This window comes from Dialister hominis, assembly GCF_007164725.1.
GTDB lineage: Bacteria > Bacillota > Negativicutes > Veillonellales > Dialisteraceae > Dialister > Dialister hominis.
The window spans coordinates 664,765-679,644 of record NZ_AP019697.1 but is presented as its reverse complement, the minus strand read 5'-3'; the positions used below and the strand labels follow the sequence as shown (position 1 = coordinate 679,644).

Below are 14,880 nucleotides of genomic sequence, written 5' to 3'. Positions count from 1 at the left end.
ACCACGCATCCTGCTTCTGTCAAGCACAGTCAAGCAAGAATCTTGCGCACGATCTGGTTAATTACCTTACCGTCCGCCTTGCCTTTAAGCTTTGCCATGACGGCCTTCATCACAAGGCCCATGCTTCTCTGCTCTGGATCCATTGCATCTACGACTGCTTTTACTACGGATTCAATTTCTGCTTCAGGCATTTCAGCCGGCAGGTATTTCTCCAGTACAGCAATCTCAGCTTTGGTCTGCTCAACCAGGTCTTCTCTTCCGGATCCGTCAATTTCAGCGAGAGTTTCCTTTCTCTGTTTGACTTCTTTCCGGAGAACAGCAAGAACCTGATCATCATTGAAGTCAGCGTGTCCGTCATCGATCTCAGCCTGTCTGATATGGGCACGAGCCATACGGATCGTATTCAGAGCAAGCTTTCCTTCTTCTTTTGCTTTCATGGCCGTTTTCATGTCGGCCATCAGCTGTTCCTTAATTGACAAAACGTATCACCTTGCAACCTGTTATTTAAACTTACGTTTTCTTGCTGCTTCAGATTTCAGTTTACGTCTAACGCTGGGCTTTTCATAATGTTCACGTTTTCTTACTTCAGAAAGAACCCCGGCTTTTTGGCAGGAACGTTTAAATCTGCGAAGAGCACTATCAAGAGATTCGCCCTTTTGAACTTTGATTTCAGACATCTATATCCCTCCCTCCCAATAAGACTGATGGGGTGCTATTGCACACTTATAAATTATAAATTAGAACCCTCTATATGTCAATTCCTATTTTCTAATTTATCAATCACGTGTTTCATTTACTGCAGGAAATCAATCGTTTGCCGGGAATGGAGGCCATCCCATTTCTCTGCCGCCGATAATGTGCGCATGGAAATGGAATACGGACTGGCCTGCCTTTTCACCGGTATTAATGACAAGGCGGAAGCCGTTTTCCTTCAGTCCTTCTGCTTCGGCGATCTTTTTGATGACGAGGAAAAAGTCAGCAAAGTTTTTATTGTATTCTTCATCAAATGCAAGAATGTTATCCACATGCTTCTTCGGGATCACCAGAATATGAACAGGTGCGCAGGGTTCAATATCCCTGAATGCGAACCAGTGGTCATCCTCATAAACTTTTGTGCTCGGAATTTCTCCGGCAGCAATTTTACAGAAAATACAGTCAGCCATTTTACTCCTCCTTCGCTAATACCCCTGAAAGGCCATCATCCGTCATCGTATCAATGAGTACGTTGTACATTCCGCCTCTTTCGACTCCCTGGCTTCTGATTGATACGCGGATGTATTCTTCTGTCAGCCCTTCAAAATATCCATCCTTGACCTCTTCGGCCAAGACGCAAACAGTTTTGCCCATGAAACGGGCTCTGTATTCACGCGAAATTTCCTTTTCGAGTTCCTGTACCCTGTGAACTCTCTGCTTCTTTATTTCATTCGGAACCTGATTCGGGTATCCGGCAGCCGGTGTTCCAGTTCTCTTGGAATACGGGAATACATGGATTCCGGAGAATTTAAGTTCCTTCAGCGTTTCCAGTGTCTCCTGGAACAGCTCCTCCGTCTCTCCCGGGAAACCGACGATGAGGTCGGTCGTGAGCGCAAGGCCCGGAATCTTTTCACGAAGTTCTGCAATGAGCCTCTTGTATTCAGGCAGGCGGTAATGACGGTTCATGCCGCGAAGGACGCTGTCTGATCCGGACTGGATGGGAAGATGAAGATGACGGCATACCTTCGGTTCATTCCTGATGATATCGATCAGTTCTTCTGAAAGTTCAACGGATTCAATAGAGCCGAGACGGATGCGGAGAAGATCCGGGATCTTGACCAGTTCTGATACAAGGCTGGAAAGAGACGTGCCGTCATGGAGATCCTTGCCGTAGTTTCCAAGGTGGATTCCCGTCAGGACGACTTCCCTGTAGCCTGTATCGACCAGGTTCCTGATTTCCTTGACTGCGTCTTCCTGCCTTCTAGATTTCAGCCTTCCTCTTGCATAGGGAATGATGCAGAATGTGCAGTAATTGTCACAGCCTTCCTGTACCTTGATGAAAGCTCTGGTCTTCACTTCCCCTTCGGGACGGACAAACATGTTTTCAAACGTGTTGACTTTCATGATGTCGACGACTTCATTCAAAGGCTTGCCTGCGCCTCTGGCCTCTTCCACATATTCCACAATGTGAGAACGGTTATGAAGACCTACGATGACATCGACGTCTCCCATTTTCTCAAAGACTTCCGGTGCAAGCTGTGCATAGCATCCGGCTACGGCAATGACAGCATCCGGGTGCTGGCGTCTGATGCGGCGCACCATCTGCCTTGATTTCCTGTCGCCGATGCTTGTGACGGAGCAGGTGTTGATGACATATACATCTGCATCCTTATCGTCTTCTACCTGGCTGTATCCCCCGTCAACAAAGAGGGTTCTCATGGCATCACTGTCATACTGGTTGACCTTGCAGCCAAGAGTAATGAATGATACGGTTTTCTCTGTGTTCATAATTTTATTTTCCATGGTTTTATTATATCACGAGTCAATCCCTGATGAGCGTCTGATTCAATCTCCTCAGGCATATAAATTCAGATAGGTAAGAAAAAAGCGGAAGCGCCCGGCTTCCGCCCTTCTTTTCATACAAGAAGCTCTAGGCTTTGGCTGCCTTAAGTTTCTTTCCTGTTTTTGCTTCTTTCGTTTCCTTGGCCTTGCGGTTTCTGTCGCTTGAAATATGTTCATTCCAGGTAACCCAGATGGACGTAGCCACGCAGACAGAGGAATAAGCGCCGGAAATGAAGCCGATCAGCATGACCAGGGCAAAGTTCTTTGTCGTATCCCCGCCGAAGAAATAAAGGGAAGCTACGCAGAAGAGTGTCGTTGTCAGCGTGTAAAGCGAACGGCGGATTGTCTGGTGAATGGAATCATTCGCCAGGACAGCATAACTGTCCGTACGCTTATGCGTATGCATCGCTTCACGGATTCGGTCGAATATGACGACAGATTCGTTCATGGAATAACCAAGAACTGTCAGGATAGCTGCCAGGAACGATGCATCCACTTCCAGATGGAAGAATGCAAAAATACCCAGAACCATCAGGATATCGTGCGTAATGGCGACAATTGCTGAAAGCGCGATCCTGTGTTCGAAACGGATCGACATGTAAAGGATCATTGCGCCGAAGGAAATGAGTACGTTGAGCAGTGTATTCTTCGTTACTTCGGAACCGATGACAGCACCGACCGTTTCCATACGCTTGAGCTCTGTCTGTCCGACTTCGCTGCTGACATCAGAAACGACCGTCTGTGCTTCTTCCGGGCTCAGGTTCTTTGTCCTGATGATGACATCATCACCGGATTCGCCCTGAACATTCTTGCCGGAAAGCTGGATGACTGCCGTCTCAAGACCGTCCTTGCGAAGACCGTCTCTGACCTGTTCGACAGTGACCGGCTTGCCAAATCCCAGTTCAAGGATGGTGCCGCCGGTAAAATCAATGCCCCAGTTAAAACCGAAGGTAACGATGGAAATGATGGAGAGTACGATCAGAATCCCTGAGAAAGAGAACCAGATCTTTCTTTTGGAAATGAAATCAAAGTTGTTAAACATTATCTGTCATACCCCCTTTCCCCGCCAAACCACCAGGGGTTATGAATCCAGTTGGCATCAATCAGGAGCATCAGGAGCGTGCGGCTGACGGTGATGGCTGTGAACATGGATACAGCAACGCCAAGGCCCAGTGTCAATGCAAAGCCCTTGACTGTTGCACTCCCCAGGAAGAAGAGGATGGCAGACGTAATGATGACCGTCATGTTCGCATCGAAAATCGTTACGAAAGCTCTCTTGAAGCCTGCCTGTACAGCAAGGCGGAGAATCTTGCCTTCCTGTATTTCTTCCTTGAATCGTTCAAATATGAGGACGTTCGCATCCACCGCCATACCTATGGACAATATGACGCCCGCTATACTTGGAAGCGTCAGTGTCGCATGGAGCAGGTACAAAACGCCTAAAAGAATCAGTACATATACCAGAAGCGCTGTATCAGCGACAAATCCGGATATGCGGTAAACTGCCAGCATAAACAGTACGACAAGCGAGAGGCCGATTGTAAATGCAACGATGGACTTGTCTTTGGAATCTTGTCCCAGGGACGGTCCTACTGTTCTTACTTCAAGGACAGACATCTTGACCGGCAGTGCGCCGCTTCTAAGAAGGATAGCCAGATCTTTGGCTTCTTCAAGTGTTCTCTGTCCGGTAATGACGGCTGCGCCGCCCGTAATGGCTTCATTGACGACCGGATTGGTCAGCATTTCACCATCAAGATAAATGCCGATATGTCTTCCGACATTGGCAGCAGTCAGGTCAGCAAACTTCTTTCCGCCTTCATCACTGAATTTCAGGGATACGAGCGGCTGCTTGTTCTGGCCGAGCTGTTCCTTGGCATCTTTCAAATCTTCGCCGGTCAGGCGGACATTTCCCTCTTCATCCTTGAACTGCAGGACGGCTGTCTTGCCGATCGTATCAATGGCCTTCTGCGGATCTTTCTCGCCCGGAAGTTCAATGATGATACGGTTGCTGCCTTCACGCTGGATGATTGGTTCAGTCAGACCCATTTCATTGACACGCTTCTGCATGATGTTGATGACCTGGGTAATGGCCTCCGGCGTAACCTTGTTCTGATCTGTATCTTCTGCCTGCATGACAATATGGGTCCCGCCCTGAAGGTCAAGGCCCTGACGGATATGTCCGGCAAGCCATCCGACGGTACATGCAAATATGCCGATAATCGCAAAAATGACTACGAAAAATCGAAGCAGAGCGCCCTTCCTCACGGGGCTTTTACTTTTCTTTTCCAAAACTTCAACCTCTTTTCGTAACGATGACAGATTTGTCGGTTACAATCTTCGCTATTTTCTGATCAAACGGTTCAGACGGGATATCCGGAATCACCTGGAAATCCCACAGGGCTGCCACTCTTTTCTCAAACGGGACGCGGGCAAGATATCTGTCATAATATCCTGCACCCATGCCGAGGCGGATTCCTTCCTGGCTGACAGCAAGTCCTGGTATCAATACCAGATCAAGCGATTCAGGACTGGTCACTTCATAACCGGCAGGAAGATTCCTAAGACCCAGCGGCCCTTTTTCGAAGTGTTCCATATCAATCAGGCGTCCTGCTTCCATCTGGCGCTCAGGAAGGCACACAGGAATGTAGACTTCTTTTCCATCAAGAAGAGCCTGCCTGATGAATCCGTCCAGATTGGATTCCCCTTTCATGGCAAGGAAAGCCATGATCTTTTTCGCGTTCTTGTATTCCGGAAGTGAAAGGATATTCTCTTTAAGAGAGGAACTCCTGCTCTCCGTTTCATTAGCAGAAAGAGCCCGCCTCATGGCGAGCATCTTCTGCCGAAGCCCCTTTTTCCTTTCGGAAATTGAAGGATTCGATTCTGTCATTTCTTTTCCTCTTTCGCCGGTGCCTTTTCAGTAGATTTAGCGTCTTCTTCGACAACTTCCTCAATGACCTCTGTGCCCGCATCTTTCGGATCATCTACTTCAACGACTTCTTCAACGATCTGAGTTTCGCTGCCGTCAGGATTCTGTACAGTCTTCACAGTTCCGTCGGCAACTGCCTTCTTGGCAGATTCTTCATCGATCAGCTTGACATCTCCATGCTGGATGGCAGATTTTTCAACTTTGATGACGACCTTCGGTGCAATTTCCAGTTCTACATACTTATCACGCAGAACCTTGATCACGCCGTGCACGCCGCCGGAAGTAACTACATGGTCTCCCCTCTTCAAGGACAGCAAAAATCTTCCTCTTTCAAGGCGCAGCTTCTTCTGCGGACGATACATGAAAAAGTAGAAAATGGCAATCAGGATCAGGAAAGGCCATACTAAACTCAAAAAGTTCATCGCTTGTTCCAATTCATTCACCTCCGTAAACTCATATCGTTTATTTTACCACAACAAATCGGGCTCTGTCTTTAATTTCTTTATCTTTTGTAGCCGCTCATGAAATTCTCACGGAATTCGCTGAAATTCCCGTCAATGATCGACTGGCGCATGTCTCTCATGAACTGCAGAAGGAAGTACAGGTTGTGGATCGTGACCAGACGGAAAGCCAGAAGCTCTTCGGACTTGTACAAATGACGGATATACGCCCGGCTGTAATGCGTGCATGTATAGCAGTGGCATCCTTCCTCAAGCGGCGCCCAGTCTCTTTCGTACTTCTTGTTCTTCATGTTCATGCGGCCGCTGTGGACCATGGCCATCCCGTTTCTTGCCACGCGTGTCGGGAATACGCAGTCGAACATGTCGATGCCTCTTGCCACGCCTTCCACAAGGCAGTCCGGCGTTCCTACGCCCATGAGGTATCTTGCTTTATTTGTCGGAAGCCACTGCGTCGTGTATTCGAGGATATCGTACATGATGTCATGCGGCTCGCCTACAGAAAGTCCGCCGATGGCTATGCCGTCAAAGGGCATGGAGGAAATTTCCAGTGCGCTTCTCTTTCTTAAATCCTTGTACATGCCGCCCTGCACGATGCCGAACATGCCGCGGTCTTCCCTTGTGTGCGCCTTGATGCATCTTTCTGCCCAGCGGGTCGTTCTTGCCGTGGACTGGTCCGCATACTTGTAATCGGCCGGATAAGGAATGCATTCATCAAATGCCATTGCGATATCGCTTCCGAGATCTTCCTGCGCATGGATGGATACTTCAGGGGACAGGAACTGTTTGGAGCCGTCAGGGAAGGAACGGAAATGGACGCCTTCCTCAGTGATTTTTCTCATAGCGCCAAGGCTGAATACCTGGAATCCGCCGCTGTCCGTCAGGATGCCCTTCGGCCAGTTCATGAAGGAATGAAGGCCGCCGGCTTCCCTGATAAGGTCTGTTCCCGGGCGGAGGAAAAGATGGTAGGTATTGGATAAAATGATCTGCGCTCCCATATCTTCCAGTTCTTCAGGCGTTACTGTCTTGACCGTCGCCTGCGTTCCTACCGGCATGAACATCGGTGTCTTGAACGTCCCGTGCGGCGTATGAAGGAGCCCTGCGCGCGCCCCTGTCTTCTTGTCTTCTGCAATCAGTTCGTAATTAATTACCATGGAATCGTTCCTTATCTGATAAACATGGCATCGCCAAAGCTGAAGAAACGGTATTTCTGGCGCACAGCTTCTTCATAAGCGGCCAGGATATGTTCTCTTCCTGCAAAGGAAGCCATCATCATAATGAGTGTGGATTCAGGGAGATGGAAGTTGGTGACGATGGCATCGACCATTTTCCACTGGTATCCCGGATAGATATAAAGCTGCGTCCAGTTGCTGCCACTCTTGAGCTTTCTGCTCTGGCCGGCAGATTCCAGCGTGCGGACGGACGTCGTGCCTACGGCAATGATCCTTCTGCCTTCTTCTTTGGCTTTATTGATCTTCTCAGCCGTTTCTTCGCTGACGGTGTACCATTCCTTATGCATCTCATGATCTTCAATATTCTCCTCCGATACCGGACGGAAAGTACCGATGCCGACATGAAGTGTTACAAAGAGGAGTTCTGCTCCTTTTTTCTTCATTTCTTCCATCAGTTCTGGCGTGAAATGAAGTCCTGCTGTCGGGGCTGCGGCCGATCCCTTGTACTTGGCATAGACGGTCTGGTATTCATCATTATTATCCAGCTTCTTATGGATGTAAGGAGGAGTCGGCATTTCACCGATCTGGTCAAGAAGGCTGTCAAAATTGCCGTTGTAATGGAATTCTACAAGGCGTCCGCCGAATTCTGTCTTGTCAAGGACCTTGCAGTAACAGTCATCGGAAAATTCAATTTCCATTCCAGGAAGTGCTTTTCTTCCCGGGTTGACAAGGACTTCCCATACATCATTTCCCTTAGGAGTCAGGAGAAGCATTTCCACTTTTCCGCCGGTGTCTTTTTTCTTGCCATAGAGTCTGGCCGGAATAACCTTTGTGTTGTTGAATACAAAAATATCTCCTTTGCGGATTTCGTTCAGAATATCCCTGAATCCATGATGCTCCCACTCTCCCGTATTCTTATCGAGCATCATCAGACGGCAGGAATCTCTTGGTTCAGCCGGTTCCTGTGCAATTAATTCTTTTGGCAGATCGTAATTGAATTCTTCTAATTTCATTGCTTAATCTAACTCCCGTTTCTTTATAATTGATTGTTTCAGCATTTTTATGCTGAAGGCACGATTCAATAAATCTTCTCTATTTTTGTGCCTGTAAAATAATGGGACAAAATTGTTTTATAATAATTTTTCCCGTCGCCATGCTTTTCAGCCATTGCCTCGGCTCCCCACTGGGAAAGCCCGAGCCCGTGTCCGTATCCATACCCTGTAATCGTCAGTTCTTTTCCCTTGGCAGAAATATCGAAAAGCGTGCTGTCCAGGCCGTAAAGCCTCTGCAGCCTTTCACCTGAAACGGTCGCACGTCCCTTCTTGCCGACAAAGACAACTGACTTGACGCGGCCGGAAATTCCCCTGTCGGAAGAATGATTGGCCTCGCCTTTTTTCAGATGGGATAATTTGATGCTCTTCAGGTCACCGATCTTGTATCCGGCATTTTCAAGGCTCTTGGTAAAAGATGCCATCGTCATTGTTTTCTTCCATGGTGTCATGAGATAAGTGCTTGATTCTTCCTTGACGCCCCTTAAGTAAGGAATGACGGATCCCCATACATTTTCGCTGTTTTCGGTAAAGCCGCCGCCGCTTGAATGGAAAAGTGCATCGATCGGCTTTCCTGCATAGGTGACAACTTCACCGGCCGTTTCGGAAACTGCGCGGTTTGTAGCTGCTGTTTCCGCTGAAAAGCCGCGGTAGACCTGAGTCCTTGTATCATCGGTCACATCGTAGCCGGATGACCGGTATCCATTCCTGTGGTACGTCGCATAGGTGCGCGCGGCAACGGCCTGCGCCTTGATTGCATCCATTCTCCAGGATGGAACTATTTCACTTGGTACGACGCCCTTCAGGTAATCTTCCATGGGAAGCACATTGATGAGCGTGATTCCATTTCCCCAGCTTGAGGGAATAGCCTTCATATCTCCCCTGTACTTGTTTCCCTTGACAAGAAAACCGGGCACATTGCGCGCGGGCGCGAAAAGAACCTCACGGCCTGCCTTTTTGCCGTTCACATACACATTGCTGCCTTTTCTCGTAAGGACTACGACAGAGCCTGTCTTGTACTTCCCGATGGTCTTTCCCCCGGCTTTTGCATTAAAGTCGGAAGCGCCGGCAAGGCGAAGTTCAGATCCGGAAATGAGCCCTACTTCAATCAAAGGACTCGTGCTTATAGGCTTCTCGTCCTTTCTCTCTTCCTTTTCAGTCTTTGATCCGGCTTTTGAAATGGTCTTTTCATTTTGATAAGCCGTTTTCTTTACTGAAGGAGAAGCCGGCACGGCCGGCACTGACATATGCGTAATCGTTACAGGACGTCTCTGGATGGGAATCGCCTCGGCTTTTGCGCTGATGCCGGCACTTGCTGCCATAAGCGCTGCCAGGGCAATCGTAATGATTTTTCGTCTCATAGCGTTCACCTTCTGAAAAACAGGTTCAACAGAACCGTACCAACAATGCTGACGACAAGGCAGGATACCCATGGGAAGTAAACATCCGTATTGCCCTTGGAAAAATGAATATCGCCGGGAAGGTGCCCCAGAAAAGAAAGCTTTCCGCCTGCCATGAAAAACAGCCCGGCTGCAATACAAATAATTCCAAGGATAACAAGTGTCTTACCGATCCCCATCTGCTTCCTCCCTGAGAACCTCTTCCGGTTTCTTATCCCAGACGGCTCCGATATGGTCGTAAGCCGCTTTCATGGCAATCCTGCCGCGGGGCGTACGGGAGATGAAACCGATCTGCATAAGGTATGGTTCGCACACATCTTCAATCGTATTGCGTTCCTCGCTGACTGCGGCTGAAATCGTATCCACCCCGACCGGACCGCCGTTGAACTTGTAAATGATGCACTTCAGGATCTCATTGTCCAGATCATCAAGACCGATATCGTCCACATGGAGCGCTTCCATAGCTTCCGATGCGATTTCCGCTGTAATGGCGCTGTTTTTGATCTGTGCAAAATCACGGATCCTCTTCAGGAGCCTGTTGGCGATACGCGGCGTCCCCCTTGAGCGGCGGGCAATCTCTGCCGCCCCGCTCTCTTCAATCTCGATATTAAGAATACCGGCCGCGCGGGTGATGATGTGCTTCAATTCATCCGGTTCATAGAATTCCATATGATGATTAATCAGGAAGCGGTCACGCAAAGGTGCTGAAAGAGAGCCCGGTCTTGTCGTAGCACCGATCAGCGTGAACGGAGCGAGGTTGATGCGGACAGATGTCGCACCCGTCCCCTTTCCCATGACCAGATCAAGCGCGAAGTCTTCCATCGCAGAATAGAGGATTTCTTCGACGCTCCTGTTCAACCGGTGGATTTCATCAATGAAAAGGACATCATGTTCCTGCAGCGTGGTAAGAATGGCAGCAAGCTCGCCAGGACGCGCAATCGCCGGGCCGCTTGTCACCTTGAACTGTGAGCCCAGCTCATTGGCAATGATTTTGGCCATGGTCGTCTTCCCGAGCCCCGGAGGCCCGTAGAGAAGGACATGGTCCAGGGATTCGCCTCTCCCTTTGGCGGCTTCAATATAGACCTTCAGATTGTTCTTGAAGGCAGTCTGCCCGATATAATCGTCGAGACGCTGAGGACGGAGAGACGTCTGCCAGGCATCCTTGGAAGATTCTTCCGTGGAAACGATGCGTCCTGTGCTTCCAAGCACCTCTTCATCCTTTTCTCCGCCCAGGCTTTTTATGTATTTATTCTTCACGATTCATCTCCCCTAGCCCTGCGCTTTGCCAAACTCACGAAGCACAGCGCCGATCAAATCTGAAAGCGCAGGATGATCGGGCGCCAGTTTCTTAAGGAGAGGCAGCACTTCCTCACTGGAATAGCCGAGACCGGAAAGGGCGAGCGATGCCTGTCCTATAAGACCGCTGTCAGCTGCCGCGATATCTTCGCCATCCATTGAAACACCTTCCATTTCAAGATTTGCCACCTTGTCCTTCAGCTCGACGACCAGCCGCTCTGCTGTTTTCTTTCCGATTCCCGGAAGTTTCGTAAGAGCTGTCACATTTCTTGATACGATCGCGCGGACAAAGGCATCCGGCGTCATGGAAGAAAGGATGCCTATTGCCACTTTGGGGCCTATCTTGGAAACGGAAATCAGGATCAGGAACAAATCATATTCATCCTGCTCCGGAAATCCATATAAGAGTATAGCATCCTCGCGGACAGCCATGTATGTCAGAAGTCTTGCCTCTTCCCCGATATGGAGAAGAGATCTTGTTCTTTCCGAGATGAAAATCCTGTATCCAATCCCTCCGGTTTCAAGAAAGCATGCATCTTTTGGAAATCCGGAAACAATTCCTTTTATATATCCGATCATTTTTCCCTCTCAAACAAACTGCGGTGTTCCACATGATAAATGGCTGTAAGTCCGATGGCGAGCGCATCGGCAGCATCATCAGGGTCGATTTTCCTGGTAATATTCATCATCCGCATGACCATTTCAATGACCTGCTTCTTTGTCGCCCTGCCGTATCCCGCCATCTGCTGCTTGACCTGCAGCGGCGTCACGGAAATGATCGGCACATTCTGCCGGTAGCCTGCAAGAAGGATGACGCCCCTTGCCTGCGCGACCTTGATGCCGGTCGTGATATTCGTATTGAAATAAAGATTTTCCACGCCCATGAATTCAGGACGGTATGTTGCAATGAGCTCTCCGATTCCTTCATAAACGATATTCAGACGTTCCAGATCGCTTTGATCCTTGAACGTTTCAATGACTCCGTAGTTAATGGGAATAATCTGGTTTCCCCGTTTCTCAACGACTCCGAAACCGCATCTTCCGGTTCCGGGATCAATGCCAAGTACCCTCATGGTCCCCCGTTTCTTTCTCCTGGACAGATTCATCCTTCGCGAATCAAATGACAGTTCTTCTTATTATATACTAAACTGCCAGATGATTCATAGTTTTTAAGAACATAGATTCCAAAGCCGCATGAATTCCCTGAAAGGATCCTGCAATGAAAAACCGCACGGCCCTAATTGCCGCGCGGTTTTATCAACAAGCCTTTATGCGAGTCCGTCTTTCATCAGATGTGCGTAGTGTTCCTGAATCTTTCTGGTAACAGGTCCCACTTCGCCGCTTCCAATCTTCTTGCCGTCAATGGAAAGAACTGGAACGATGCCGTCCTGTGTATTGGTCAGGAATACTTCTTCAGCATTCATCATGTCTTCGAGCTTGACCGGATCGGCTGCATCATCAATGGATGTTACGCCTGCGGTAGGAGCAACCCTTGTCAGGACAAGGGAGCGTGTAATTCCGCGGATCATATGCTCATTGGTAGCCGGTGTCCAGATGACGCCTGCCTTGACGATGCATACATTGGAATGGGATGCTTCAGTCAGAAGTCCGTCTTTAATGAAAATCGTATCATAAGATCCTTTTTTCTGTGCTTCTGCCCTTGCCATCATATTATCCAGCTGATTCAGGGAAAGGATATCGCAGTGATGTCCGCGGTCATCTTCTGCTGTAATGCAGGTGACGCCGTCCTGAACTTTTGCAATGGATGCTTCATCAAGCGGTCTTGCGTACACAAGAACGTTCGGCTGAAGTTTGTTTCTGGCCGGAATGGTGAAATCATGTTCACCAGTGCCTCTTGTTACGATAATCTTCATGAATCCTTCCTTGATTCCGGATTCATCAATGACAACTTCGGCAATTTCAGTAAATTCATCCGGTGCTGTGACAGGACGGATGCCTAAGAGTCTCATCGAACGGTACAGGCGGTCAGTATGATAGGACAGGGCAAATGGATGACCATTGAAAATGCGGATCCATTCATAGCAGCCGTCGCCGAACTGGAGTCCTCTGTCGTCAGCGCTGATAATTTTAGAAAAATCATAATAGAAATTGTGGTTGTAGTATATGGTAGTCTTGGTATCTGCCATACGTTTCACCTCCATACAGAAATAATTACTGGTTTCTTTATTATTATAACATCAATTATTCTTTTTCTGCTTTCAATTCCTTGATTTTATCGATGAAGCGCGGGATAAATTCCTTGATATCGGCTACAACGGCATAATCTGCCATAGCCATGATCGGCGCATTCGGGTCTTTATTGACAGCAATGATAATATCCGCATTGACTGCGCACATATGCTGCATGACGCCGGAAATGCCGAAGGCAAAGTATACTTTGGGAGCTACGCCCTTGCCGGTCTGGCCGATCTGGTGGGATTTAGGCTCCCAGCCAAGTTCGCAGATCGGGCGGCTGCATCCAACGCTTCCGCCAAGAAGTTCAGAGAGCTCATAGAGCCTGTCCCATTCTTCCTTGCTGTGGAAACCGCGTCCGCCGGCCACGACGACCTTTGCCGTTTCAATCGGATGTTCATCCTTCTCGCCCTTAAGGATTTCCTTAAGGATGGTTCCGATGTCAGATTGTTCAAGTTCCACTTTGACATGGACAGCTTCGCCCTTTCTGGAAGCATCGGGAGCTGGCGAGCGGAAAATGCCAGGGCGTACCGTGCAGACCTGCGGACGGTAATCCGGGCTGATGATATCAGCCAGGATGTTGCCTGACATTGCCGGTCTTGAGCAGATGACAAGGCCCGTATCCTGATCGATGTCAAGTTCAGTGACATCAGCGGTTACGCCGCAGACAAGATCAGCGGCAATGCGCGGTGCCAGATCGCGTCCTTTCGGTGTTGCGCCGAAAATGACTGTGCTCGGTTTCTTTTCCCTGAAGAATTTGACAAGAACCTTCTGGTAAGCCTGTCCGTCATAATGTGCAAGGAGCGGATCATCCATCACGTACACATGATCAGCGCCTAATGCAATGAGAGACTGCGGATCATCTTTCAGATCGCTTCCCAGAAGAACAACGGATACTTCTTCTCCGCTCTTGTCTGCCAGTGCTCTGGCTTCGCCTGTGAATTCGCCGGTAAACTTGCGGATATGACCATCAAAGAGGGCGCCAACGACATAAATGCCCTTATAATCAGAAAAATCCATAGCTGCCCTCCTTAAATAACATGTATTTTCTGCATAGCCGTGCAGAGCAAATCAACTGCTTCATCCGTCGTCTTTCCTTCAATGCGGAGGTTTTCCTTCTTCGGCGGAACGACAGGACGGACCTGCTTTACGCGTGTCGGAGAACCTGTAAGGCCGATGCGGGAAGGATCGACATCCAGATCAGCAGATGTCAGTTTATGGATTTCAACATGATCTTTCTTCATGATTCCCAAAACGCTTGGATAGCGGGGACGATTCAGCGATTCAGCCGTGGTAATGAGAGCCGGCAGCTTCATTTCGAGCACTTCATCCTCATCAGAGAGCTGTCTTCTGACTGTGATATATCCTTCTCTTTCATAAGAAATATCGACAGCGCCGCTTACATCAGGCATGCTGAGCATTGCAGCGACTTCCGGTCCGATCTGGGCCGTGTTGCTGTCCAGGGACTCCTGTCCGCAGAAAATCAGGTCAAAGCTGCCCAATTTGCGGATGGCTGCTGCCAGAGTATAGCTCGTAGCCAGCGTATCAGCGCCGCCAAATGCGCGGTCTGTTGCCAGATATACGTCATCAGCACCCATGGAAACTGCATACTGGAGTACATGTTCAGCCTGCGGCGGTCCCATCGTCAGAACCGTTACTGTGCCGCCAACCTGATCGCGAAGAGCGAGAGCCGCTTCCAATGCATGAAGGTCCAGCGGGTTGATAATGCTGTTTGCATTATTCCTGTTCAAACGACCCGTATTCGGGTCAACTTCCATTTTGGAGGTGTCCACAACCTGTTTTACGCAAACCAGAAACCTCATAATAGCCCCCTTTAACAAGCTTATATCT

At 48.9% G+C, this 14,880-nt stretch carries 18 protein-coding genes; all 18 read right to left on the bottom strand.

What is annotated here, in order from left to right:
• Positions 1-29: 29 nt before the first annotated feature.
• Positions 30-479, bottom strand: a complete 450-nt coding sequence (locus Dia5BBH33_RS03150; RefSeq protein ID WP_108849866.1) for a GatB/YqeY domain-containing protein — start codon at positions 477-479, stop codon at positions 30-32.
• A gap of 21 nt (positions 480-500) precedes the next feature.
• Positions 501-677, bottom strand: coding sequence for a 30S ribosomal protein S21 (gene rpsU / locus Dia5BBH33_RS03145; protein WP_022381799.1), 177 nt, complete (start codon positions 675-677; stop codon positions 501-503).
• A gap of 129 nt (positions 678-806) precedes the next feature.
• Positions 807-1,163, bottom strand: coding sequence for a histidine triad nucleotide-binding protein (locus tag Dia5BBH33_RS03140; protein WP_108849867.1), 357 nt, complete (start codon positions 1,161-1,163; stop codon positions 807-809).
• Between the two features lies 1 nt (position 1,164).
• Positions 1,165-2,481 carry a tRNA (N(6)-L-threonylcarbamoyladenosine(37)-C(2))-methylthiotransferase MtaB gene (gene mtaB / locus Dia5BBH33_RS03135; RefSeq protein WP_231939238.1) on the bottom strand — a complete coding sequence of 439 codons (1,317 nt, stop codon included), beginning with the start codon at positions 2,479-2,481 and terminating at the stop codon, positions 1,165-1,167.
• Between the two features lie 142 nt (positions 2,482-2,623).
• Positions 2,624-3,577 (bottom strand): protein translocase subunit SecF, encoded by a 954-nt coding sequence (gene secF, locus Dia5BBH33_RS03130; protein WP_022381796.1) that lies wholly within the window; start codon positions 3,575-3,577, stop codon positions 2,624-2,626.
• The gene (gene secD, locus Dia5BBH33_RS03125; RefSeq protein WP_108850900.1) at positions 3,577-4,800 is read right to left on the bottom strand and encodes a protein translocase subunit SecD; all 1,224 of its coding nucleotides are present in this window, start codon (positions 4,798-4,800) and stop codon (positions 3,577-3,579) included. The genes secF and secD overlap by 1 nt, the downstream gene beginning before the upstream one ends.
• A 28-nt stretch (positions 4,801-4,828) precedes the next feature.
• Entirely contained in the window at positions 4,829-5,422 is a 594-nt protein-coding gene (locus Dia5BBH33_RS03120) for a 5-formyltetrahydrofolate cyclo-ligase (RefSeq protein WP_143332364.1), read from the bottom strand.
• Entirely contained in the window at positions 5,419-5,883 is a 465-nt protein-coding gene (gene yajC, locus Dia5BBH33_RS03115; RefSeq protein ID WP_108850901.1) for a preprotein translocase subunit YajC, read from the bottom strand. The genes Dia5BBH33_RS03120 and yajC overlap by 4 nt, the downstream gene beginning before the upstream one ends.
• 80 nt (positions 5,884-5,963) lie before the next feature.
• Positions 5,964-7,073, bottom strand: coding sequence for a tRNA guanosine(34) transglycosylase Tgt (gene tgt, locus Dia5BBH33_RS03110; protein WP_143332363.1), 1,110 nt, complete (start codon positions 7,071-7,073; stop codon positions 5,964-5,966).
• An 11-nt stretch (positions 7,074-7,084) separates the two neighbouring features.
• Entirely contained in the window at positions 7,085-8,104 is a 1,020-nt protein-coding gene (gene queA, locus Dia5BBH33_RS03105) for a tRNA preQ1(34) S-adenosylmethionine ribosyltransferase-isomerase QueA (RefSeq protein ID WP_143332362.1), read from the bottom strand.
• 65 nt (positions 8,105-8,169) lie between these two features.
• Positions 8,170-9,501 carry a SpoIID/LytB domain-containing protein gene (locus tag Dia5BBH33_RS03100; protein WP_143332361.1) on the bottom strand — a complete coding sequence of 444 codons (1,332 nt, stop codon included), beginning with the start codon at positions 9,499-9,501 and terminating at the stop codon, positions 8,170-8,172.
• Between the two features lie 5 nt (positions 9,502-9,506).
• Positions 9,507-9,719 carry a DUF2905 domain-containing protein gene (locus tag Dia5BBH33_RS03095; protein ID WP_022381789.1) on the bottom strand — a complete coding sequence of 71 codons (213 nt, stop codon included), beginning with the start codon at positions 9,717-9,719 and terminating at the stop codon, positions 9,507-9,509.
• Positions 9,706-10,749, bottom strand: coding sequence for a Holliday junction branch migration DNA helicase RuvB (ruvB, locus tag Dia5BBH33_RS03090; protein WP_232518112.1), 1,044 nt, complete (start codon positions 10,747-10,749; stop codon positions 9,706-9,708). Before ruvB ends, Dia5BBH33_RS03095 begins: the two co-directional genes overlap by 14 nt.
• 60 nt (positions 10,750-10,809) lie before the next feature.
• The gene (gene ruvA, locus Dia5BBH33_RS03085) at positions 10,810-11,415 is read right to left on the bottom strand and encodes a Holliday junction branch migration protein RuvA (RefSeq protein ID WP_108849873.1); all 606 of its coding nucleotides are present in this window, start codon (positions 11,413-11,415) and stop codon (positions 10,810-10,812) included.
• Entirely contained in the window at positions 11,412-11,909 is a 498-nt protein-coding gene (gene ruvC, locus Dia5BBH33_RS03080) for a crossover junction endodeoxyribonuclease RuvC (protein ID WP_143332360.1), read from the bottom strand. Before ruvC ends, ruvA begins: the two co-directional genes overlap by 4 nt.
• 195 nt (positions 11,910-12,104) lie before the next feature.
• Positions 12,105-12,983, bottom strand: a complete 879-nt coding sequence (locus Dia5BBH33_RS03075; RefSeq protein WP_143332359.1) for an aminotransferase class IV — start codon at positions 12,981-12,983, stop codon at positions 12,105-12,107.
• A 55-nt stretch (positions 12,984-13,038) separates the two neighbouring features.
• A complete protein-coding gene (locus Dia5BBH33_RS03070) occupies positions 13,039-14,049 on the bottom strand; it encodes an electron transfer flavoprotein subunit alpha/FixB family protein (protein WP_143332358.1) in 1,011 nt (336 codons plus the stop codon).
• Between the two features lie 11 nt (positions 14,050-14,060).
• Positions 14,061-14,852, bottom strand: coding sequence for an electron transfer flavoprotein subunit beta/FixA family protein (locus tag Dia5BBH33_RS03065; protein WP_143332357.1), 792 nt, complete (start codon positions 14,850-14,852; stop codon positions 14,061-14,063).
• Positions 14,853-14,880: the final 28 nt, after the last annotated feature.